The sequence below is a fragment of the Mycobacterium sp. 134 genome (genome assembly GCF_048282715.1).
In the GTDB taxonomy this organism is placed as follows: domain Bacteria; phylum Actinomycetota; class Actinomycetes; order Mycobacteriales; family Mycobacteriaceae; genus Mycobacterium; species Mycobacterium septicum.
Window position 1 is genome coordinate 82,208 of record NZ_JBLVUN010000007.1, and the last position, 21,153, is coordinate 103,360.

The window sequence follows — 21,153 nt, forward strand, 5'->3', positions numbered from 1 at the left end:
CCGTAACAACCGCGTTGGAGGTAACCGTGTTAGGGGCCGCGCCCTGGTCGCGCAGGAAGGCCAGGTACTCGCGGGCCGGGGAAACGAGCATCTCGTCGGTGCCCACCACCGGCTAGGTAGGTGGGCGGTCGGCGAAGCACATCCGCTGTACCGCAGCCATCGTCAGCAGCGCCCCCACGCCGAGATGGTCACCGCGGTCGGCCCTTGCGGAAATCATCGAGCCGCACTACCCGCGACGGCTGCCGTGGCGCCGTGCGCGGCCCACCGATATGGCCGCCACCTGAGGCGCTCCGACTCGGGAGCGGGGCGCTGGGTGACCAGGAACCAGTCCAGCACGTCCGCCGGGTAGATCATCGACTCACGGGCCGCCAGCATCGGCACCGACGCACCGCTAAAGCAGCGCTCCACCCACTTGCGCAGCAGAACACGGAAAATCAGGCAAAAATTTGAACTTAACGCCAGATAAACCTGGAACCGCTGGCATCGTTGCTCGTGGTGTTCCACGAATGCATCGCCGCAGTGGACAACGTCACGGCGGTAAGCGCCCGCGCTGCGGGTAGCCTGTGGCCGACAGCCGGGGCCGGTCCAAGCTCGGTTCTACCCGCGCAGCGCCGCTAGGGCTGTCGGGTGTGACGCGGTGATCCACGAGCAGGACGGAGCATGTGTGAGTGACGGGTTGATGACGCCTCCACCGGCACCGCCGAGCATCACCTCGATGCTGACGTGGGACCCGCCCGCGATTCCGGTATTGCCGACGATCGCGGTCCTGATGGCGCTGTGGTACATGTGCGCCGCGGCGCGGGTGCACAAGAGTGGGCGCCGCTGGCCCTGGCCGCGCACTGTCAGCTTTATCACTGGCTGTCTGGTGCTGGCGGCGGTGAACGGGTTGGCCATCGAAGGCTACGGGCTGCGCCTGTTCAGCGCATTCATGTTCCAACAGCTGACCTTGACGGTGTTGGTGCCCCCGCTGCTGGTGCTCGGCAGCCCCGGGCGGCTGCTGCTCCGCTCCACCGCGCACCGCGGGCTCGGTCGGCTGGTGCTCATCGCCGCGCTGGCGGGATTGCGCAGCCGCACCGCCCGCATATTGCTGAACCCCGGCTTGACCATCCCGCTGTTCCTGTTCAGCTATTACGGCCTGTATTTGTCGGACCTGTTCGACCACCTCGCCGCCACCTGGCTGGGCCACACCGCGCTGGAGGTCTTCTTCCTGGCTACGGGGATCCTGTTCATCGTTCCGATCCTATCGACCGATCCGCTGCCTGTCCGCCAGTCCAATCTCGGTCGTCTTTTCGACGTGTTCGTCGAGATGCCACTACACGTGTTCATCGGCGTGATCTTGATGATGGCACCGACGCCGTTGGTCGCTACGTTCGCCGATCCGCCCTCCACCTGGAACGTCAACCCGGTCAAAGATCAGAGCATCGCCGGAGCCTTGGCATGGTCCTACGGCGAGCCCATCGCTCTGGTCACCACCGTGCTCCTGGCGATGCGGTGGCGCCGTGACGAGGAAAGAGAAGCGACCGTCCGCGAAGCATTCACCGACGACCACGACCCCGATCTAGCCGCCTACAACGCCTTTCTGCAGCAGTTGCACGGCCGACCACCTCAGGCCCCGCCGGTGTCGTCCCGATGGGCGCGGTGGCGGTGACGGCAACCGCAGGCACCCTGACCGAGGTCACCATGCTCGACGAACGGGGCCACCCTTGCGGGGTTGACGACGGGCGCAGAGATCAACTCTGCTAACACGGACCCGCACGCGAATACCCCTGCCCCGCCGGACCAACCGGGGCAGGTCAATCCCCCAGGGGGCCAACCAAGTTCACCTGACAGGACCCGATGAGCTCTGGGGGAGTTGGACGCTGGGACCGCCAAAAGCTCGACATCGGGCACCGCGCCGCCGGGTCCTGGGCAGTCCTAGACCTGCGACGATCGTGGGGTTTAAAACGCGAAACCTCGCTACAGATATCCGCACAGCTCGCTGCGGTCAAGATGACCGGCGACGCGCTTGGCGCGGCTTGGGCGCTCCGTAACCTCGCTAAAATGCGGCCCGGCATGCCGCTTCGGAAGTCTCCATCGGGGTGCGTGCTGCGGCCGGCAACGCATATCTGCAGGTGTGCGAGGACGGTCCGGGTATCCCGCTCGCCGAGCGGGATCGGGTGTTTGAGCGTTTTGTCCGGCTGGATGCCGATCGTTCCCGACGCGGCGGTGGGAGCGGGCTGGGTTTGGCGATCGTCGCTGAAATCCTTGCCGCCCATGGGGGCACCGTGGTCTTTGGGAACCCCGTCGGTGGTGGGACGACGGTCACCGTTCAATTGCGGTTGGAGTACTCACCCGAATCAAGCCGGTAGCCCGCACCACGGACGGTTACGATCAGGTGGGCGCCGATCTTGCGGCGCAGATGCCCGACATAGACTTCGACTGCGTTGTCGGGGCCGCCGTAGTTGGCTATCCCCAAACATTTTGCAGGATATCGGTTTTCGTGACCGCGGCACCTTTGTTGCGCAGCAAATATTTCAGCAGGCTGTATTCCGCTCGACAACCTCGCGCGTGGGATCGAGCGAGATCTCATGAGTGTGTGGCCTTTCTGTCGAATGCTGGCCCGTTCGGGGTGCGTCGTTCACCCAGTGACGGCATCAGAGCCGCATCCGGGTGCTGAGAAGAGGCCGAGTGACAGGATGCAATAGCTAAGCGCCGTCACGGGAGGTGTGCTCTCAGGGAGCTTTCAGCAGCACACGGGTAGCTGTTAAGGCATGCCTTGGAACACTCTGCCGAAACATGAAGCGACTAAAGACGTTAACGCACCTGCTTTGCGATCTCGTACCCGTGCACATCTCCGTCTCATGCGGATGGGAATCGAGAAATAGTCAAATCCTGTGGATCGAGGGTCGTCAGGCGACCTCGGACACTGGGGTGTCGGGCGATGGTTCCGGGGTGATGTCGACCGGACGTTCGAGGAGCTTGCCCTGGTGGAACACTGCGCCGGCCCGCACCAACGCCACCAGGTGTGGTGCGTTGACCGCCCGCCACCGCGACTGCGCTGCTTCGATCAGCTTGTAGGCCATCGCCATGCCCGCCGCCCGTGATCCCGGGCCCTTGGTCACCCTGGTCCGAAGCCGAACCGTCGCGAAGGTCGATTCGATCGGGTTCGTGGTGCGTAGATGCACCCAGTGCTCGGCGGGATACCGGAAGTACTCGAGCAGCACGTCGGCGTCATCGACGATTTTCTTCACCGCTTTCGGGTACTTCGCGCTGTAGTCACGTTCGAACGCTGCGATCGCCAACTGCGCCTTGTCGATGTCCTCGGCCCCGATGATCTCCTTCATCGCCGCCAACGCACCCGGATGCGCCGATTTCGGGAGTGCAGCAAGAACGTTGGCTTGTTTGTGGAACCAGCAGCGTTGTTCGCGGGTGGCGGGGAACACCTCCCGCAGTGCCCGCCAGAATCCCAAAGCTCCGTCCCCGACCGCGAGCGCCGGCGCGCGCATCCCGCGGCGGCGGCAATCCCGCAGCAGGTCCGCCCAGGACTCGGTGGACTCTCGGTAGCCGTCGGCCAGGGCGACGAGTTCCTTGCGGCCGTCCGCCCGCACCCCGAGCATCACCAACAGGCAGAGCTTTTCCTGCTCGAGCCGGACTTTCAGGTGGATGCCGTCGACCCACAGGTACACGTAGTCGACCTGCGAGAGGTCCCTGGTGCCGAAGGCCTTCGCCTCGTCCTGCCACTGGGCCGTGAGCCGGGTGATCGAGGATGCGGACAGTCCGGCGCCGGTGCCGAGGAACTGTTCGAGCGCCGGCCCGAAGTCACTGGTTGACAGGCCGTGCAGGTACAGCAGCGGCAGCACCTCCGATACCTGCTCGGACTTGCGAGCCCAGGCGGGCAGGATCGCCGAGGAGAACCGCTTGCGCTCGCCGGTATCGGGGTCGATCCGCTTGTCGTTCACGCGGGGCGCCTTCACCGCCACCGCACCCGCCGAGGTCACGACCTCACGTTCGGCGTGGTATCCGTTGCGGACCACCAGTCGGTGGCCGTGTTCGTCGACCTCACCGGCATACCGGGCTACATAGTCGGCGACCTCGGCCTGCAACGCCGCGGCCAGCATCTGCCGGGCACCGTCGCGGACGATCTGGTCGAGCAACGACCGGCCCGCACCGGCCGCATTGCGGGTCTCGTTGGAGTCGTCGTTGTTGTCTACTACCGTGAGCACGGGCGTGCCTTCCCGCCAGCGCGCCAACGCTGGTCTTGATCAGAATTCGGATTCCTTGCAGATCATCTTCCGGGAAGGCACGCCCGCCCGGGATCCACAGGTTCTGATCATTGCTCATGGGAATCGTAGCGATCCTGGCGGGAGCGGCGTTCTCTAGCCCGATGATCAGCGGGCCGCTAGCTGCGGCCACCCCGTCACCGCCGGAGGTCTGTTACGCCGCCGAAACCGGCATGAGAGTCCGCGACATGACCGCGTGTCTAGCTCCGGGTGGTATCGAGTATCAGCAGGGTGCTCATCAGCCGACCTACGACGGAGCCAATCCTCTGGTTCCGTATGGCACTAGTCCACACGTCCCGTTGGGTACCAACACCAACAACGCTGGGTAGCGGCCTCCTCAGCGGATTCTCAGGCTTTCCCCGTTACGTTGCGGGCGAAAAACGTTGACACCTACGACAGATTTGGCGGGTTCATGTCTGCATCGAGTTACAAGCTGCCTCAGGTCACAGCTGTGTTCTGGGTTCTGAAGATCGCAGCGACTACGCTCGGGGAGACAGGCGGGGATTTAATTGCCCAAACTCTTGGGCTCGGCTACGCCGCCGCCTCGATCCTGTTCCTCGTGATCTTCATCGTGAGCCTGCTTGCGCAGCTGCGGGCCCGCCAGTTCCATCCAGCGCTCTACTGGACGGTGATCGCCGCCACCAGTACCGCTGGCACCACGATGTCGGATCTGATCAACCGTGGTCCTGGCTCGGACACCGCCACGGACGGCGGTCTGGGCTACGGGGCGGGTGCGGTCCTGCTGGTGACCGGTTTGGTCGTCGTGTTCATCGTCTGGAAGCTGACCCGAGAAACCTTCGACGTCGCCAACATCAGCACCGTCCGCGGAGAGGTGCTCTACTGGGCTGCCATCCTGCTGTCCAATACACTAGGCACCTCTCTGGGCGATTACCTGGCCGACAGCTCTGGGCTGGGCTACTGGGGCAGTGCAGCACTTATCGCTGCGATCATGGCTAGCATCCTGGCCGCCCACTACCTCACCAACATCTCTGGCGTGCTGCTGTTCTGGGCGGCGTTCATACTCACCCGACCCCTGGGTGCCACCGTCGGCGACTTGCTGTCCAAACCGTTGGAGAAAGGCGGGCTGGCGCTCGGTACATGGGGCACCTCGGCCGCGCTGCTGGCTGTGCTCATCGTCGGAATTGGCTTCGGATACCGCAAAACTCGCGCCACCACACTCGCGGATGGCCCAGAGCCGGAACTACGAGATCTTGTCCGCGACTAGCGCCAACACGATCGCGGCAAGCTTCACCCAGACGGGGCTGGCATCGCCTTGGAAGGTTTCGTAGCCGATCTGTTGCTCCAGGTTGCCGTAGACGTCTTTCAACTCCGCGGCAGTGGAGGCGTCGTAGTGGTTACCGCCGGAGATTTCAGCGGCTTTCTTCATAGTCTCGTTGTCCACGGGCACAGGTTGGCGCAGGACCGCGCCGGCGAGGTAGGCGCACAACAGATTCTGCGTTCCTTCACTTGAGGTGGCCACCGATCCCAGCTGCGTGCCGAGGCGGCGCTTGGCCCGGCCCAGGATCGGCATGACGATCAGTGAGGTGATCGACAATCCGATGCCGACCCAGCTGGTCTGCGGGTGCTCACCCGCGACCAAGGTAGTGATGGCGTCGTAGGCGATGTACGGGGCCAGCAGGAAGAACGTGATGGCGACCGCTTTCTGGGCCCGCGCCTCGGCATGTTCAGATAGGGTGCGTGACCCGGTGAAGCGCCACACGATGATGATCGACGCCAGGCCCTCGAGATCGTCGACTACACCACTACAGATAATCCCGCTCTCGACGGATCGCCACGGACAACTCGACATCGTCAGCGACAATCGAGTACGCCCTGAATTGACCTACAGATAAGGGGTCAGTCCAATGAAATCTTGCTCTACCCGCCGCGAATACCCGAAGAGTGATACCCGGCGCGAAGAAGGAGCGCCGCGGGTTCCCCCAGCACCACGGTGACCAGGGAAAGCATCGCTTCTCGGAATTCCGTTCCATGCCAACGGGTTCCGCTCCGTGTGGAACTAAGCCCAGCGCTCACCGAGAGGTGGTGCGCCAACTCATGCAAAACCGTGCTCTCGCGGCCAAATTCCCTGTTCGCCAATGGGATTGCAATGGTCGCTGTCGAAGGCGCGTAATGCGCCTTGCTTTGCCCACGGCGTTCTCTGACGCGGACGGGGCCAGCATTCGGGTAGGCCTCTCGGATGGCATTTAAGGCCAGCACCGCATCAACGTACCTTTGCACCGACGTTATGTCGGCGAATCGTTTCTGCAAGGGAATGTATATGTGCGAACCGTGGAAGTTCACCAGTCCGCCCCTGTCGAGCACTGCGGACCACTGGTATTCGGCCCCGTAGACCGCCGATGCACTCACTTCCGGGGCCTGTTGACAAGGGGAGAGACATTGAGGCCCAGCTCCGGTGCGAGGTTTTCCCGGGCAGTATCGGAGATGATGGCGTCCAATCGTGCGCTGGCTGTGGTATAGAGCATTTGAAGTGCCGCAACAGTTCTCGCGAGGTCGCGGGCAGCACCCTCCCAGTGAGTGGCACGCGTCTGAAGGTCGCGGTTCCGTGCCTTCAGTTCGTCGACCTGCTCTTCGAGAGCTGCCTCGTTCGGGGTACGACGGTCTCGCGCCTCCTGTTGCCGCTCTGCGACACAATCGAGGAATAGGTCCTTGAGATCAATATGCCTGTGGGTGAGAGCCGACCGGGTCACGCCCGCTTCCCGGCGAAGCGTGTCAATCACGAGACGGTTCTCGGGCGCTACAACTCGGGGCTTCCCGATGATGAGGAGTCGGCGCATAGCAGCGACGATTTTCTTCCGTTCAGCATCGTTTTCGGCCGCGACCAAGGGGATTGTGTCGCGATGGAGCGTCATCTCCGGCGACCAGCCTTCCTATTGCGTGCCAGTGGAATCCCCGAATCGGTGATCTGTTCCTCGTAGGCGTTTATGAGGTGGTCAGCCCGAATCACCTCTTCGGTAGTGGCGCCTTGCTTAGATGCTTCCAGTTCCTGCTGGCGCTGCCGCAGCCCTCGGACAGAGTCCATCGTCAGCGCCTTGTTTGGGCACGCAATCTTGCAGCCGGCAACATCGGGCTCCTCGCCCTCCTTAGTGCAGGCCGACCACGGCAGGTGGAAGATGCAGTAGGCATGCGCGCCACCGGCGAGCGGAACCTCGTAGACGGATTGTCCGACCGACTTGGTGATCCGCTTCCATTCGTTGCTGAGTACCGGGGTCATCAGGTTGGCGGGATCGACCAACTCCAGCTCCCCGGCTGCCAGGTTCGCTACGCCGAGGGCGCGATCTGCTGCGGGTCCACCGACAACGCCTTGGCGCGACTCGACAACCAAGTGCGCCAGTGCCTGTCCGGTGCGGTCTGACGTGCGACGTCCCAACTTTGATTGTGTGGCCAGTCCGCCGTAGCCCTCTGTGACCCGGCTGTCGTAGGGGTCGCGAAGGCGGTGTCCTGCCTGATGCGCGCCCGCAAGGACGCCGCCGATCTCTTGCTGGGTGAGAACCTGGGAGGTGCGGCGAAGCACGCGCAGAGTCATGAAATCTTCGGCGTCCTCAGGGAAGTGGTACTCCTCGGGAAGCGCTAGTTCTGTTGCGAGGCAGCGCATTCGCCCTATGAATTTTCGCAGATTGTTGATTGCCCACATCGTTGTCGGTGATTGAGCCGGACCGTCTGTGGTGGATGCCCGGGAGGCCACGAAGAGCCGTCCGTGCCGTTCGTTGAGCCGCTCAAGGACCTTGACGGCAGTAGCGCCTAGCTCAGTGATCGCCCATGTGCGTACGACGCCATCCGCCCGTTGTTTTCCGTCCACGCCATCCTGGCCTTTGAATGTCCTCCCGTACAACAGGTGTCGGACCTGACCGTCGGGGGCTTCGATACGTTCAGTCACGGGCTTGCATACCCCGTCATCGTGCCGCGTTTCCAACTGGAGGTTGAGCAACTCATCGGCTCTCATTGATGAGTTCAGGCCAATTACAAACATGCAGGCGCTTTGTAGATCGATCTGGTGCGTCGTCAGGCGGTAGTAGTCCAGGCCTGTGGCCTGCCAGGACTTGCCGTGAACTTTTCCGTTGACTGGAGTCGGAACAGGACATGAAGGGGACTTACTGACCGAGATCTCCGGGTACCCGGTTAGGAACCTGGGTAGCCCACTGCGTTGAAAGCGGATAGGCCAATTCAGGATGAAGCTCATGTAGCCCACCGCTATTCCCGTACCACTGGTGTCGGTGCAAGGCAGATAGTTCCCATGGTGCTTCCTCCACGCGAATACGATCTCGTTGGCCTGCTGTGCATCCATAGGGGCGTCCTGCACCGTGGCGGGCGTGTAGGCGTTCACAGCATCCCGTGCCGACAGGATGTCCTCGGCGAATTGCTCAACGAACGCCACACACCACAGAAGCATCGGTGTAAGGACGTTGTCAGGCATGGGTGGCGTGGCGTTGTCGGAGTGGCCGCCACGGTTCACGAACACCTTGTCATCGACCCATGACGGTGCCGTGAGTCTCTCGCTTGCGGAAAAGTGCGCTGTGAGGTCGTGGAGAAGTCGAATGCTGCCGTAGTGCGCAATCGCGGAAACCTTTCCTTCGAGGCTATCCACATACCTATCCATGGTTTCGCGGACAATCCCAGCCAGCGAGCGGACCTCGGGGGTCTCCTTTGTGACGTAGGTCAGAAGCGTTCGGATGTGAGATACGAATTGCGTGATGGCGCCCACGGCAACCCATCTTTTGGTCCTCGTGCCGCCCCGACGAACTGTGTGGCCTGGCTTTCCTTCATTGATCAGGAGCCACACGGCCTTCTTGACGGGAAGCCTGAACTGGCGAGGGATCGAGTCGAAGTTGCAAACGAGAGCGTGGCGCAGCCGCGGTGGTGCCATTGCCTCCAGGTTCCACACGTTCTCGTTGAAGGTGGGGATCGGTGCGCCCTCGCGGAGGATGCGCTTGGCATTCGCGATAACAGGGGCGCCCTGGTTCCAGGATGCAGGCGAGCCAACAGCAGAAGGTTGCACAGTCATGATTCGCCCCCGTTCACAATGACCGTTGTCCAGACGTGTGACCGCAACTCCGGACTGATTTTTGCCCGTGCCGTAACGATGGTCTCCGGATCTACGTCGGCCAGAATCGCCCTGAGTTGTTGCCATGGAGTGAGGTACTCCCTGCGCCAACGCTCTCGGTCGTCATCGTCCCGCTGCTTAGCGTCCAGCAGATCGAGCAGCGCGATGAGCGGGGGAAGATTGCTCGTGACGATGTAGGCGTTCCTGCAGCCCAAGCAAGAGAGCCACGATTTCGAGCAGTAGGTGCCTGTCTCCGGGTTGTGAAGTATGTCCTGACATCGCGTGCGAGTAATTGTCAATACCTGTGGATTGGTGTTTTTCAGGCGACCTCCGTTCCGGTCGGGGTGGCCGGGTTGTCGGCCGGTTCGGGTGGGGTGATGTCGACGGGTCGTTCGAGCAGTTTGCCTTTGTGGAACACCGCTCCGGCCCGGACCAGGGCGACCAGGTGCGGGGCGTTCACCGCCCGCCAGCGGGCTTGTGCGGCGTCAATGAGCTTGTAGGCCATGGCGATACCCGCCGCGCGGGAACCCGGCCCCTTGGTGACCTTGGTGCGCAACCGGACCGTGGCGAAGGTCGACTCGATCGGATTGGTGGTGCGCAGATGTACCCAGTGCTCGGCGGGATAGTGGTAGAACTCCAGCAGCACATCGAGGTCGTCAACGATCTTGGCCACGGCCTTGGGGAACTTGGCGCCGTAGTCCAGTTCGAAGGCTTTGACCGCGACCTGCGCGTGGTCGATGTCCTCGGCGCCCGCGATTTCCCGCATCGCCGCGATCGCCCCCGGATGCGCCGACTTCGGTAGTGCGGCAAGGACATTGGCCTGCTTGTGAAACCAGCACCGCTGCTCACGGGTATCGGGGAACACCTCACGGACCGCTTTCCAGAACCCCAGAGCACCGTCCCCGACCGCGAGCACCGGGGCGCGCATGCCACGGCGCCGGCAGTCCCGCAGCAGATCCGCCCACGAGTCCGCTGATTCGCGGTACCCGTCGGTCAGCGCGACCAGTTCCTTGCGGCCGTCGGCGCGCACCCCCAGCATCACCAGCAGGCACAGTTTGTCCTGCTCCAGGCGGACCTTGAGATGGATGCCGTCCACCCACAGGTACACATAATCGGTGCCCGACAGGTCCCGGCGGCCGAACGCGGCGGCCTCGTCCTGCCACTGCGCGGTCAGTCGGGTGATCGCCGGAGCCGAGAGCCCCGCCCCCGAGCCGAGGAACTGCTCCAACGCCGGACCGAAGTCGCTGCTGGACAGGCCATGCAGGTACAGCAACGGCAGCACCTCGGCCATCTGCGGGGACTTACGCGCCCACGCCGGCAGTATCTTCGACGAGAATCGTTGCCGCTCACCGGTTTCCGGATCGACCCGTTTGTCGTTGACCCGCGGCGCCTTCACCTCGATCGCCCCAGCGCCGGTGAGCACCTCCCGGACGTTGTGGTGGCCGTTGCGGACCACCAGCCGGTGCCCATTCTCGTCGACCTGATCGACGAACTGGTCGACATAGGCGGCGACCTCGGCCTGCAAAGCGGCGGCCAGCATCTGCCGGGCACCGTCGCGGACAATCTCATCCAACAACGACCGACCGGCACCGCTGCGGGTGTCGTTGGCCTGCGCGACATCGTGAACTACGGTGAGCACGGGCGTGCCTTCCCAACCAGCGCGCCAACGCCGGTCTTGATCAGAAACGAACTGGACTTGTGATCATCCCCGGGAAGGCGCGCCCACATTCACGCCGCCCTACCAAGGCTCATCCACAGGTTCTGATCATTGCTCATCGCGTGCCCTTGGCGGTGGGTGCGGTGTTGAGGCCCTCTTTCGCAGCTTCTTCTTCGGTTAGGAGTCGTACCGCGAGGCCTCGCACCGCATCGAGGGCTTTTTGTTGCGCGGCGCGGTGAATATCCTCCAATTCTTGAATCCTCTTGGGGTCCTTGAGGATATAGGCATCAATCCATGTGAGATACCGATTGTCTACAGGGTGCTGCGCCACCCGCGTTAGGTACGTTCTGTGAAGCCGTCGGAGGTCAAGATGCAGCCCGGACGGCATCCAGTCGAGAGACTTGGGAACGTGAGAGACACTGTTCACTAGCGCTCGGGCCTTGACCCCGCGGGTTGGACACGCTTGATCCTGGTCTCAGACCAGGGAAAGCGAGAAGATCTAACCCGATGGCAAAGAAAAATTACTCCGAAGAATTCCGCCGCGACGCAGTCGAGCTGTACCGCGACACCGGCGGCGCGACCGTAGCCGGGATCGCCGCCGATCTCGGCGTATCCCACGGCTCCCTGACCACATGGCTGAGAAATGCGGGTATCCCGATCCGCAGACCCGCCGCCACCGCTCCGGGGCCCGGCACCGGCGAGACACCCGAGCAGGAAGCCGCCAGGCTCCGCGCCGAGGTCGCACACCTACGCGCGGAGAAAACCAAGCTCGAAACCGAACGAGACATCCTGCGGTCGGCGGCCAAATATTTCGCCGGAGAGACGAACTGGTGAACCGCTTCCAGTTCGTTGCAGACCACTCCGACACCTACCCGGTGAAGCGGTTGTGCCAGGTCATCGATATCGCCCGCTCGTCGTACTACGCATGGATCAACGCCGCCGAGAAACGAGCCGCCCGGGCCGCAGCCGACGCTGAACTCGCCGACAAGATCCGCGCCGTCCACACGGTGGACAACACCTACGGGCGGCCCCGGATCACCGCCGAGATCAATCACGGACAACCCGCCGACCAGCGGATCAATCACAAACGGATCGCACGGATCATGCGCGCCAACAACATCGAGGGCCTGCGACTGCGCCGAAAACACCGCACCACCATCGCCGAACCAGCCGACACTCCGTCGCCGGACCTGCTCAACCGTGATTTCACCGCGATCGCACCGAACACCCGATACGTCGGTGACATCACGTATCTGCCATGCGGGGACAATGAGTTCTTGTATTTGGCCACGGTGATCGACTGCTTCTCCCGCCGCCTGGTGGGCTGGTCGATCGCCGAGCACATGCGTACCGAACTCGTCGAAGATGCCTTAGGTGCCGCAGCACTGACCCGCGGCGGTCTTGCCGGTGCAGTGTTCCACGCCGATCGCGGAAGTCAATACACCTCAAAGGGTTTCGCGATGATCTGCGCGGATTTGGGTGTTGCGCAATCGATGGGAGCGGTGGGCACGAGCGCGGACAATGCCCTGGCCGAGTCGTTCAATGCGACACTCAAACGCGAAACGCTGCAAGGCGCAGCCCGCTGGGAATCGCCCCGGGCGGCAAGGCTCGCGGTGTTCCGGTGGATCACCCGCTACAACACCCGACGCCGGCACTCGTACTGCAACTATCTCAGCCCTGCCGACTACGAAAACGCTCACACATCCGATAGCCTGCAGAAAGCCGCGTAATCACAAACCCCGTGTCCAGTTTCCGGGGTCAAGGCCCCTCCGTTTCGCCTCATGAACAGGATGAGGCTTTCGCTCGAGGAGTCCTTCACGGACTGGTGTGCACCCGCATGACTATCCAGCAGCGCTTCCGGATTGAGGTGAGCTGAATGCCGTGCCGGCGCGGTGCAGTCCATGACCAATTGCAAGAGTTTGCCGAGGGGCGAGGTGACGGCTGCATTCTCCGCCATCAACGACTTTCCGCCGCTTCGGCGGCGCTTGTCCCGCTCAGATGTGAAGATCGTGATGCTCTCAGAGCCGGCCGACGCGGCGGTACTGGGTGTCCTGCGGCGTGATGTTGTCGATGAGTTCTCGCCTGTCGCAGCAACGATTGCGCCATAAGCTGCCAGCCCTTCGTTCGTCGCGAGGAAGAGCAAGCACCGTGCTTCCTCCATTTGAACATTGCGGTGCTGATCTAGCACGCCGAGTGCGTGACCGTCTTCTTTGCGCAAACTTTTGTGGGGTGCGCGAAGCAGCGCCTGGAGTGCCTCCCACCGGGCGCGTTGTTCTGCGGGAACCGATTCCTTCGGCCGTTGTGCCAGTGCCCAATTGGGCTCGATCCGGCGCCACGCAGTGCGTAAGGCCCGAGTGGCGGCGGATCGAATCTGCTGAAGCTCGCTCGCGGTGTAGTGATCAGGGTGGACGTTCTCGTTGATCTCCGAATACCGTTGGGCGAGAGCCTGTCCGAATTCATATGACAGCGCGCCGTACTGAGCGAGCAAGACACGCACCGCAGCAAGTCTGGAGTTGCGGGACTGCGGCGTGGTGTCGGGGTACGCGTCACGGACCCACGAGACGAAGTTGGACCAGTCGTCGGCCGTCAGCGAATCAAGGCTGCCGATTCCCTGATCAGAAGCCCACTTGAGAAACACGCGACTGCGTGAGGAGCCGCCGCGCGCACTTTCGATGGAACGCCATGAGCCGGCTGGCCCGTTGGCGCTGGCTATGCAGGAAACCCATTGCTTGCGAAGCTTTTCGGAGCCAGCCTCGGCCGCGAAGTCCAGCGGCATGTGTTTGGTACCGTTCTCGTCCCAGATCGTGACGCTCAGTCCGTCTGCGCTCACACGATTCTTGCGTTGTCCGTCAGGTAACGACGCGAAGCGCCCCTTAGCCATCAAGGCCTGCCCGATGGTCCAAGCTTGGTAGGACGCTTTCATGGCGGGAATGGAGCGCCTCGTAGACGGACTTGAACGTCGCTTCGCGGAAGATGTTGATGCCGCGCAGTTCCTTCACTGCGAGTAGGTACGCGTCCATCGTCGTTTGTAGGTCGCGATGGCCAAGTTGCCATTGGACAGCGGTGTAGGCGTCCTCGTATCTGCTTGGGCTGTAAGCGACAGGCGGTGATCCCAGCTCCTCATCAATGACCTTGTGCCAAGCGATGAGCCAATTCAACGCGAACGAATACCGTAGGGTTTTCGCCGTCAGATAGGGGACGCTTCCTGTGAAACCTACTGCCGTGCAGAGGCTTACCCATTTCCTCGTGGCGCGTTGAATAACCTTGATCATGTTGCGCTCATCGGCAGGTAGTCCGCTCTCGGTGAGCCACAACATCGCCGGCTCCCAACCATCCTCTGCCTCCACGAGCAGCCAACGGCGTGCAGGGCCGAGCAGTTGGTCATGGCTCACCCAGGTGTTGCGGCCGTCGAGCTGGGTCTCGAGTTTTCCTCGTTTGACCCGGTGGTCGGTGATCTTGTGCCATCTGGCGTCGTTGTAGCTTCCGTGCCGCCGCCCCAACGCGACGGCTCTGCGTCGGTCTTGCTGGATGTACCGCCGAAGTAACCCGTCGACCAGCCACGGCACGACAATTGTGCGCGAGCGACCCGTCTTGGTGATAGAACCAGGCAGGCGCATCTCAGCGAATGCGTGAGTGCTTTTCTGCGGCAACTCCAAAGTCAGTAACAGGCTCGTTTCGCCTTCGCGTGTGCCACAGAAGTACAGCGTTTCAACGAATGTTGCATTGCGTTGGGTGTTACGGCCTCGGAACGATGGGTTCTCGCCCGCGCCGACGAGCTTGCCATCACCGGAGGTCTTTACTGCGTATCCCCGGAACGCCACGTTGGACCAGAGGCGGAAAGTCTCGGGCTCTATCCAATCAATGCGGCGCACGCGTGCGTTCTTGCTTTTCCATCCGCCTGCCGTGGCCCGATTGGTGTTGTCGCCCTTGAACTTAAGTTCTGGTCCATACTCTTCGATCGGGTTCTCGACGGTGTATTTCTTTGTCACTGCCCATTTGAAAAAGAGCGACAGCGCTGCAACCTCCTTGTTCCACGTCGCACCGCTGATCGATTTCTCGTTCGCGATGGGATCGGTGCGCCATTCCTTCCACTCGGCGATGTCGTTGGCGTCCATCTCGTGGAGCGCCTTCGGAATAGAACGGCTGGCGAGCCATCGAATAATCGGGGGATACACGGTCGCGTAGGTCGTGCGCGTTCCCTGCTTCAGCCGTGACCAACGGGAGGTTCGCAGAAACTCGGTGAAGACACGTTCCGTTCGGTAATTCTCTGGGTCGGCGTGCAATCGGCCAAGGTCGATGACAACTGGGGTGCCGGGCTTGATGCCTGCTTTGGCTTCTAGACCTTCGAGTGAGTCGAACCATGCCAATTCGGCCAGAAGCTTCGGCGGGGCGGACGGCGTGCCACCGGAGAGCACCGTCAGCCATCTCTCACCCATAGCACCCCGTTCGTCGCAGGTAGATAGTTTGTCCGTAAACACCATGTATGTCCACAGAAGTCGTCGTTCACGAGGCCAACCACCCAGAAGCGGAACACTGGATCGCCGACCTGGTCGACCGCAAGTCCACGGCCTACCACTCCGTGCGTGATCTGCCCAAAGCCGATCTGCTGGCCGCAGGCGTGAGCTGCGTGAACCACTCCCAGGCGAACACCAAAAAGGCCTACGAGCAGGGCCTGTCGCTGTTCGATCTGGAGGACACCGAATTCGAAGAGAGCGTTACCCGCTCCGAGCGTGACCGGGCCACCGCGAATTGCGTTCTGCACTACGCTGCCCAGCACCACCCGCGCCTGATCCTGGTCGAGTGCACCACCGAGCTGACCTCGTGGGGACCGGCCATCCAGGGCAAGCGCAAGGTCGGCGACGGCAGCACCTACCGCTGGTGGCTCAAGCAATTCGACCTGCTCGGCTACAACCACCGCGTGCTTATCCGGACTACCGGGGCGGGATTTGTGACCATCCACGACCGACGATGCGGGAGCAGACCCCGGTATCGGTCGATCCACACCTTGACGCACTTGCGCGATACGCCGGTGGCGGCGTGCGATGTGCGCCTGCTTCCATCCGATCTGGCGGCGTTGCACGATGAGGAGCCGACCGTGGGTGGTCAGACGTGCGCTCGGTGGGACATGAAACCTCCGAAAAGTTCAGGCGGGAAGGTGCTCTGGTCATGGCACGCCTGAGCCGGGAGCCCGTGCGGGACGCCCGGCTCTGTTTGAAATGGGTGATGTTGGTCGGTGCGCCGGTGATCAGCTGGCGGTGTGCCACGCTTTGTGGACGAACTCCAGTTGGTTTCTAGGTCCAGTTGCGTACGTCGGCGCAGTGCCGCAGGAAGCCGAGCGGAACGGTCGGCTGCAGCACGGACGGTTTCCACCCCGTCGCCTCCTGCACGAAACCGCCCTTGTCACCCCGCCCCGGCCGCCACACCTTGTCGGCGACGGGGAGACAGTTCCAGTTGATCGGGCCACCATCAGCCGTCGACGTCGGCGGATCAAAACTCGCGTCGTACCGGCTCGCGTTGTCGGCGCCGTGGTCACCAAAGGCCGGCGCACCCGTGAGGAACCCGGAGCCCTCAACGAACCAGTGGATCGCGACGAGGCCGTACTGGCTCACGCCATGCCTCTGCAGATACTTGTCCCACTCCCGGAACAGGTCGTAGGCCGAGATCTCATCGGGTGTGTACTCGTCGGAAATCGGGTGGCAGTCGGCCTCCCAACGCCACCGCAGCGGGAAGTCGGAGCGGGTGTATCCGGTGTCCAATGACACGACGTTCCAGCGGTTCTCGGCTTCGGTGTACAGGCTGCTCTCATCGCTCATGTCCACATCCTGCCGTGGTGCCATGCCGCGTAGACCGAAGTTCACTCCAAGCGCAGTCGCTCAGTCCCCCGGCTGGACCTGTGCGAGTCCGATCCAGATGCGGTACTCCCACTCCTCCGGCTCAGCGTGGCGACCGACGTACATGCTCCGGACCCGCTCGATCGTGGCATCAGCGGACAAACCCCAGTCGGGGACCTCATTCCCGTCGCCCGGCAGATCCCCGACGCTGACCAACCCCTCATCCAGCAGCGCACGCAACACCGTCGTCACCACGTCGAACCGTTCGCTGTCGCCCGCCGCGAGGCGCTGCTGCGTCACGATCTGATCGACCTCGATCATGGGCACCCAGTCGTAAGCCGCGGCGTTCAGGATCTCGCTGCGCAGCGTGTCCTGCGCACCACCCACAGGTTCCGTCATCGCTGGCTGCTCCTCATGTTCGCCATCATCTCAGTGCCCCTCGAAGTCACGGGGACTCTCATTCGGGTTGTCCTCCCCGAGGATCGGAAACGGGTGGTTGATGCTCCCCGGCGGGTGCACCGGCTGCGGCCCGAACGGCTCCGCGGACGGCCCGCCCCAGCCCCCGATACCCGGCGTGGGTTTCACCGCGGGTGCAGGCTCGACGACCGGTGCCGGTTTGGCGGCGGGACCGCCTTCCACTGCTGGCGGTGATGCCGCCCGCGGCGCTTGCGGTTCCGCCACCTTCGGCGCCTCGACCGGTGCCTTCGGAGCCGGGATGCTCGGTTCGGCGCCCTTGTCGGGGTTGATGTGCACCTTGATGTAGCCCCGTCCGGGCACGTTCACGTCCAGCGCCGACTGGCCAGTGGACCGCGCAGCGGCACGCTCGCCCACTGACGTGCCATCGGGCAGGTCCACCGAAACCCCGTTGGTGCCGCCGTACCGCCCCGGATTCTCCACCCCGTTCTGCTTCATCCACTGCCAGAGCCGATCGATATCCGCCTGTGAGCGCACCACCTTGATGTTCGGCCTGCTGTCACTGGGCAGCTGATCGAGCACCTTGGCGATGTCCTGCCCGTTCGGCCCGGGCGGCGGCGGAGGCGGGACCGGACTGTCCTGCTTGAAGCTGTAGTCCACCATCTGCGTCGCGGGATCACCGTGCTTCCCGTCCTCGGGGAACTGCAACGTCTCCAGCGGCGCGAGCGCCGATGTGATCTGCGCGGCGACCTTCTTGTCCAACGCGGCGAGGGCCTGCACTTTCGCGTGGATGTCCTGTCCGAAGGCGATCGCCTGCTGCCGCCGCGACGGAGGACCGAACACCGTCGAATCGCGGACCGACAGGTCCTGCTCGACGATGAACCCCGCGGCTTCAGCCTCCTCGATCGCGGTCAACGCCTGCTGCTTCGCCCAGGTGAGATCGCCGGCGCCCACGGTGGCGTGCCCCGCGGCGGTGTAAAGGGCGTCACCCACACCACGCACCTTCACCACGTCGCGCCAGCTGCTCTCCACGGCGGTGTCCGCCGCGGTGCCCGCCCATTCGGTGCCGCCGGGGCGCAGCATCCCGGAGTGGATCGTCGTGAACTGGCCCTCCGCTTCCCGCGCGGCGGTGGACCAGTGGGTGGCAGCGGTCTCGAGGTGGGTGAAGTCCCATGCCTCGATGTCCGAGCGGGTCAGTGCCCCGCTGCCCCACGCAGCCATCTCAGACTTGCAGCGTGCGGATCGACTGAGCCGAGTCATCGTCGGTGGCCGCATACGCGCCCGCGGCGGCCCGCAGCGTGTCACCGGTCGACGTGGCCCGGACGGCCAGCGCGGTGAGCACGCCCCGCACGGATGTGTGGCCGTGCTGAACCGCGGAGACGGTCGCCTGCGTGAGATGACCGGTAGGCGCCGGTGCCGCAGCGGCGGACAGCGCGGCGGCGGCAATATCGCACATGGCAGCGTGCGAACGGAGACCTTCCGCGTCGACCTTGATGGCTTCTGCCACGACCGATCCCCCTCCCCAGGAGATCCAAGGATAAGGCCAGATCCGGTGCGGCTCCGACGCTGATTTCGATGGAAACCGGGGCCAGGCCGGCGAAGTGGAACCGATTCGTCGGTGCGGCGCTGTAGCGTCCCGACCGTGCGCGCCGACGAAGTAACGGACCCGCTGCCCGAGCTCAGCGCTGACCAGATCGATGAGATCCGCCGCGGGGTCCGTAATGCTGCGGCCGCATCCCACACCGAACGAGAAATAGTCAAATCCTGTGGATCGAGGGTCGTCAGGCGACCTCGGACACTGGGGTGTCGGGCGATGGTTCCGGGGTGATGTCGACCGGACGTTCGAGGAGCTTGCCCTGGTGGAACACTGCGCCGGCCCGCACCAACGCCACCAGGTGTGGTGCGTTGACCGCCCGCCACCGCGACTGCGCTGCTTCGATCAGCTTGTAGGCCATCGCCATGCCCGCCGCCCGTGATCCCGGGCCCTTGGTCACCCTGGTCCGAAGCCGAACCGTCGCGAAGGTCGATTCGATCGGGTTCGTGGTGCGTAGATGCACCCAGTGCTCGGCGGGATACCGGAAGTACTCGAGCAGCACGTCGGCGTCATCGACGATTTTCTTCACCGCTTTCGGGTACTTCGCGCTGTAGTCACGTTCGAACGCTGCGATCGCCAACTGCGCCTTGTCGATGTCCTCGGCCCCGATGATCTCCTTCATCGCCGCCAACGCACCCGGATGCGCCGATTTCGGGAGTGCAGCAAGAACGTTGGCTTGTTTGTGGAACCAGCAGCGTTGTTCGCGGGTGGCGGGGAACACCTCCCGCAGTGCCCGCCAGAATCCCAAAGCTCCGTCCCCGACCGCGAGCGCCGGCGCGCGCATCCCGCGGCGGCGGCAATCCCGCAGCAGGTCCGCCCAGGACTCGGTGGACTCTCGGTAGCCGTCGGCCAGGGCGACGAGTTCCTTGCGGCCGTCCGCCCGCACCCCGAGCATCACCAACAGGCAGAGCTTTTCCTGCTCGAGCCGGACTTTCAGGTGGATGCCGTCGACCCACAGGTACACGTAGTCGACCTGCGAGAGGTCCCTGGTGCCGAAGGCCTTCGCCTCGTCCTGCCACTGGGCCGTGAGCCGGGTGATCGAGGATGCGGACAGTCCGGCGCCGGTGCCGAGGAACTGTTCGAGCGCCGGCCCGAAGTCACTGGTTGACAGGCCGTGCAGGTACAGCAGCGGCAGCACCTCCGATACCTGCTCGGACTTGCGAGCCCAGGCGGGCAGGATCGCCGAGGAGAACCGCTTGCGCTCGCCGGTATCGGGGTCGATCCGCTTGTCGTTCACGCGGGGCGCCTTCACCGCCACCGCACCCGCCGAGGTCACGACCTCACGTTCGGCGTGGTATCCGTTGCGGACCACCAGTCGGTGGCCGTGTTCGTCGACCTCACCGGCATACCGGGCTACATAGTCGGCGACCTCGGCCTGCAACGCCGCGGCCAGCATCTGCCGGGCACCGTCGCGGACGATCTGGTCGAGCAACGACCGGCCCGCACCGGCCGCATTGCGGGTCTCGTTGGAGTCGTCGTTGTTGTCTACTACCGTGAGCACGGGCGTGCCTTCCCGCCAGCGCGCCAACGCTGGTCTTGATCAGAATTCGGATTCCTTGCAGATCATCTTCCGGGAAGGCACGCCCGCCCGGGATCCACAGGTTCTGATCATTGCTCACACCGAACTCGCCCGCGTATGTGCGGGCTACTGCGAGCACTTCAATATCAGCTACCAGACCATTCGGAAACTCGCCGATGTGCCACTGCCGAACTACCTCGACATTGGTTCAACGACCCGCGCTCGGCAACCCGTGCAGCCGCCCACTTCGTCGCTGACCGCGGAGCAAACTGCGGCTCTACTGGACGCGTACCGCGACACCTTCTTGACGTCGAAACCGACTGCGGCCGCACGGGAGTGCATCGAAGCGTTCGCACTCCAATTCGAGGTGCCAACGGCGGCGATCAGGGAGGTACTCGCGACCGACGAGCGTGCTAACCGCCAGCAGTACGGGGCGTTGCGAGAAGCCGGGAAGCGCCAGCGTGCGGCGGCGGCCGAGAAGGAGCAGCAGCAGCGCGCCGAGGCGAAGCGTCGCGCAGCTGAGGAGGCACAGCGGAAGAAACAGCTGAAGGACATGCCCAAAGGCATGCGCGTCGAGGACTACGTGAGCAGGGCGACTCACTGCCCGGTGTGCGCCCGGGACTTCGGCACCAACCGCATCCCGCCGCACGGCAAGCCTCATGCGTGCCGAGGATCAGGACGACTCGGAGCGACTCTATGCTCGATCCACCAGGCCCGCCGCGAGAACGACAAGTCACGCCGCGCAAGCGGTAGCCGTAGCGTACGGACCGTTGGGGGCGGCCTGCCCGGCCTGGGCCACCGGGCTTAACGGCGACCCGGG

At 63.6% G+C, this 21,153-nt stretch carries 20 protein-coding genes and 3 pseudogenes; 7 read left to right on the top strand and 16 right to left on the bottom strand.

The genetic code is table 11. The features are described from left to right. Nucleotides 1-213 precede the first annotated feature (213 nt). On the bottom strand, nucleotides 214-381 hold the full coding sequence (locus ACNQVK_RS04215; RefSeq protein WP_418028596.1) for a hypothetical protein: 168 nt from the start codon (nucleotides 379-381) through the stop codon (nucleotides 214-216). A gap of 298 nt (nucleotides 382-679) precedes the next feature. On the opposite strand from ACNQVK_RS04215, the gene ACNQVK_RS04220 reads away from it, so the two are divergent. Beyond that, a complete protein-coding gene (locus ACNQVK_RS04220) occupies nucleotides 680-1,648 on the top strand; it encodes a cytochrome c oxidase assembly protein (protein WP_418028618.1) in 969 nt (322 codons plus the stop codon). A 290-nt stretch (nucleotides 1,649-1,938) separates the two neighbouring features. Continuing rightward, nucleotides 1,939-2,348: pseudogene (locus ACNQVK_RS04225) on the top strand (ATP-binding protein); the annotation flags it as partial. On the opposite strand, the pseudogene ACNQVK_RS04230 reads toward ACNQVK_RS04225, so the two are convergent. Both ACNQVK_RS04230 and ACNQVK_RS04235 read right to left on the bottom strand, forming a co-directional pair. Continuing rightward, nucleotides 2,309-2,567, bottom strand: a pseudogene (locus ACNQVK_RS04230) (winged helix-turn-helix domain-containing protein); the annotation flags it as partial. The pseudogenes ACNQVK_RS04225 and ACNQVK_RS04230 sit on opposite strands and share 40 nt — an antisense overlap. A 321-nt stretch (nucleotides 2,568-2,888) precedes the next feature. Further along, nucleotides 2,889-4,202, bottom strand: a complete 1,314-nt coding sequence (locus ACNQVK_RS04235; RefSeq protein WP_019344575.1) for an IS256 family transposase — start codon at nucleotides 4,200-4,202, stop codon at nucleotides 2,889-2,891. A gap of 116 nt (nucleotides 4,203-4,318) precedes the next feature. On the opposite strand from ACNQVK_RS04235, the gene ACNQVK_RS04240 reads away from it, so the two are divergent. Together ACNQVK_RS04240 and ACNQVK_RS04245 are read left to right on the top strand one after the other, a co-directional pair. After that, the gene (locus ACNQVK_RS04240) at nucleotides 4,319-4,588 is read left to right on the top strand and encodes a hypothetical protein (RefSeq protein WP_016895302.1); all 270 of its coding nucleotides are present in this window, start codon (nucleotides 4,319-4,321) and stop codon (nucleotides 4,586-4,588) included. An 83-nt stretch (nucleotides 4,589-4,671) separates the two neighbouring features. Further along, entirely contained in the window at nucleotides 4,672-5,484 is an 813-nt protein-coding gene (locus ACNQVK_RS04245) for a membrane protein (RefSeq protein WP_016895301.1), read from the top strand. On the opposite strand, the pseudogene ACNQVK_RS04250 reads toward ACNQVK_RS04245, so the two are convergent. From ACNQVK_RS04250 to ACNQVK_RS04275, 6 genes and pseudogenes are all read right to left on the bottom strand, one after another. Beyond that, nucleotides 5,461-5,676 (bottom strand): annotated as a pseudogene (locus ACNQVK_RS04250) (hypothetical protein); the annotation flags it as partial. The gene ACNQVK_RS04245 and the pseudogene ACNQVK_RS04250 overlap by 24 nt on opposite strands. Nucleotides 5,677-6,137: 461 nt before the next feature. Then, complete coding sequence (locus ACNQVK_RS04255; RefSeq protein ID WP_016895299.1) at nucleotides 6,138-6,626, bottom strand: TIGR04338 family metallohydrolase; 489 nt, start codon at nucleotides 6,624-6,626, stop codon at nucleotides 6,138-6,140. Beyond that, nucleotides 6,623-7,129 carry a hypothetical protein gene (locus ACNQVK_RS04260; protein WP_016895298.1) on the bottom strand — a complete coding sequence of 169 codons (507 nt, stop codon included), beginning with the start codon at nucleotides 7,127-7,129 and terminating at the stop codon, nucleotides 6,623-6,625. Before ACNQVK_RS04260 ends, ACNQVK_RS04255 begins: the two co-directional genes overlap by 4 nt. Continuing rightward, on the bottom strand, nucleotides 7,126-9,279 hold the full coding sequence (locus ACNQVK_RS04265) for a hypothetical protein (RefSeq protein ID WP_016895297.1): 2,154 nt from the start codon (nucleotides 9,277-9,279) through the stop codon (nucleotides 7,126-7,128). Before ACNQVK_RS04265 ends, ACNQVK_RS04260 begins: the two co-directional genes overlap by 4 nt. Nucleotides 9,280-9,637: 358 nt before the next feature. Beyond that, on the bottom strand, nucleotides 9,638-10,957 hold the full coding sequence (locus tag ACNQVK_RS04270) for an IS256 family transposase (protein ID WP_016894482.1): 1,320 nt from the start codon (nucleotides 10,955-10,957) through the stop codon (nucleotides 9,638-9,640). A gap of 133 nt (nucleotides 10,958-11,090) precedes the next feature. After that, nucleotides 11,091-11,306, bottom strand: a complete 216-nt coding sequence (locus ACNQVK_RS04275; protein WP_418028597.1) for a hypothetical protein — start codon at nucleotides 11,304-11,306, stop codon at nucleotides 11,091-11,093. 176 nt (nucleotides 11,307-11,482) lie between these two features. On the opposite strand from ACNQVK_RS04275, the gene ACNQVK_RS04280 reads away from it, so the two are divergent. Then, nucleotides 11,483-12,705, top strand: a protein-coding gene (locus ACNQVK_RS04280; protein WP_085989823.1) for an IS3 family transposase whose coding sequence is annotated in 2 segments (ribosomal slippage) — nucleotides 11,483-11,789 and nucleotides 11,789-12,705 — 1,224 coding nt in all. Because the reading frame shifts where the segments join, the coding sequence is not laid out codon by codon here. Here ACNQVK_RS04280 and ACNQVK_RS04285 read toward each other — a convergent pair. Further along, on the bottom strand, nucleotides 12,672-13,898 hold the full coding sequence (locus tag ACNQVK_RS04285) for a hypothetical protein (protein WP_418028598.1): 1,227 nt from the start codon (nucleotides 13,896-13,898) through the stop codon (nucleotides 12,672-12,674). The genes ACNQVK_RS04280 and ACNQVK_RS04285 overlap by 34 nt on opposite strands. Beyond that, complete coding sequence (locus ACNQVK_RS04290) at nucleotides 13,849-15,411, bottom strand: hypothetical protein (protein ID WP_016894733.1); 1,563 nt, start codon at nucleotides 15,409-15,411, stop codon at nucleotides 13,849-13,851. Before ACNQVK_RS04290 ends, ACNQVK_RS04285 begins: the two co-directional genes overlap by 50 nt. Before the next feature lie 47 nt (nucleotides 15,412-15,458). On the opposite strand from ACNQVK_RS04290, the gene ACNQVK_RS04295 reads away from it, so the two are divergent. After that, nucleotides 15,459-16,154, top strand: coding sequence for a hypothetical protein (locus tag ACNQVK_RS04295; protein WP_016894734.1), 696 nt, complete (start codon nucleotides 15,459-15,461; stop codon nucleotides 16,152-16,154). A 112-nt stretch (nucleotides 16,155-16,266) separates the two neighbouring features. On the opposite strand, the gene ACNQVK_RS04300 is transcribed toward ACNQVK_RS04295, so the two are convergent. The 5 genes from ACNQVK_RS04300 to ACNQVK_RS04320 form a co-directional block, all read right to left on the bottom strand. After that, the gene (locus ACNQVK_RS04300; protein WP_088295427.1) at nucleotides 16,267-16,788 is read right to left on the bottom strand and encodes a hypothetical protein; all 522 of its coding nucleotides are present in this window, start codon (nucleotides 16,786-16,788) and stop codon (nucleotides 16,267-16,269) included. Between the two features lie 60 nt (nucleotides 16,789-16,848). Then, entirely contained in the window at nucleotides 16,849-17,205 is a 357-nt protein-coding gene (locus ACNQVK_RS04305; protein ID WP_016894737.1) for a hypothetical protein, read from the bottom strand. A 30-nt stretch (nucleotides 17,206-17,235) separates the two neighbouring features. Next, complete coding sequence (locus ACNQVK_RS04310) at nucleotides 17,236-18,441, bottom strand: hypothetical protein (RefSeq protein ID WP_016894738.1); 1,206 nt, start codon at nucleotides 18,439-18,441, stop codon at nucleotides 17,236-17,238. Between the two features lies 1 nt (nucleotide 18,442). Further along, a complete protein-coding gene (locus ACNQVK_RS04315; RefSeq protein ID WP_016894739.1) occupies nucleotides 18,443-18,727 on the bottom strand; it encodes a type VII secretion target in 285 nt (94 codons plus the stop codon). 274 nt (nucleotides 18,728-19,001) lie between these two features. After that, the gene (locus tag ACNQVK_RS04320) at nucleotides 19,002-20,315 is read right to left on the bottom strand and encodes an IS256 family transposase (protein WP_019344575.1); all 1,314 of its coding nucleotides are present in this window, start codon (nucleotides 20,313-20,315) and stop codon (nucleotides 19,002-19,004) included. Between ACNQVK_RS04320 and ACNQVK_RS04325 the strand changes: the two genes are divergently transcribed. Beyond that, nucleotides 20,308-21,141: a hypothetical protein gene (locus ACNQVK_RS04325; protein ID WP_418028599.1), complete on the top strand. Its 834-nt coding sequence runs from the start codon at nucleotides 20,308-20,310 to the stop codon at nucleotides 21,139-21,141. The genes ACNQVK_RS04320 and ACNQVK_RS04325 overlap by 8 nt on opposite strands. The last annotated feature ends 12 nt before the right edge of the window (nucleotides 21,142-21,153 follow it).

Excerpts from the sequence above, each read along its gene's own strand:
- ACNQVK_RS04220 (WP_418028618.1), top strand. The coding sequence starts at position 680 with ATGACGCCTCCACCGGCACCGCCGAGCATCACCTCGATGCTGACGTGG.
- ACNQVK_RS04240 (WP_016895302.1), top strand. The coding sequence starts at position 4,319 with ATGGGAATCGTAGCGATCCTGGCGGGAGCGGCGTTCTCTAGCCCGATG.
- ACNQVK_RS04245 (WP_016895301.1), top strand. The coding sequence starts at position 4,672 with ATGTCTGCATCGAGTTACAAGCTGCCTCAGGTCACAGCTGTGTTCTGG.
- ACNQVK_RS04260 (WP_016895298.1), bottom strand. The coding sequence starts at position 7,129 with ATGACGCTCCATCGCGACACAATCCCCTTGGTCGCGGCCGAAAACGAT.
- ACNQVK_RS04265 (WP_016895297.1), bottom strand. The coding sequence starts at position 9,279 with ATGACTGTGCAACCTTCTGCTGTTGGCTCGCCTGCATCCTGGAACCAG.
- ACNQVK_RS04285 (WP_418028598.1), bottom strand. The coding sequence starts at position 13,898 with ATGAAAGCGTCCTACCAAGCTTGGACCATCGGGCAGGCCTTGATGGCT.
- ACNQVK_RS04290 (WP_016894733.1), bottom strand. The coding sequence starts at position 15,411 with ATGGGTGAGAGATGGCTGACGGTGCTCTCCGGTGGCACGCCGTCCGCC.
- ACNQVK_RS04295 (WP_016894734.1), top strand. The coding sequence starts at position 15,459 with ATGTCCACAGAAGTCGTCGTTCACGAGGCCAACCACCCAGAAGCGGAA.
- ACNQVK_RS04300 (WP_088295427.1), bottom strand. The coding sequence starts at position 16,788 with ATGAGCGATGAGAGCAGCCTGTACACCGAAGCCGAGAACCGCTGGAAC.
- ACNQVK_RS04305 (WP_016894737.1), bottom strand. The coding sequence starts at position 17,205 with ATGACGGAACCTGTGGGTGGTGCGCAGGACACGCTGCGCAGCGAGATC.
- ACNQVK_RS04310 (WP_016894738.1), bottom strand. The coding sequence starts at position 18,441 with ATGGCTGCGTGGGGCAGCGGGGCACTGACCCGCTCGGACATCGAGGCA.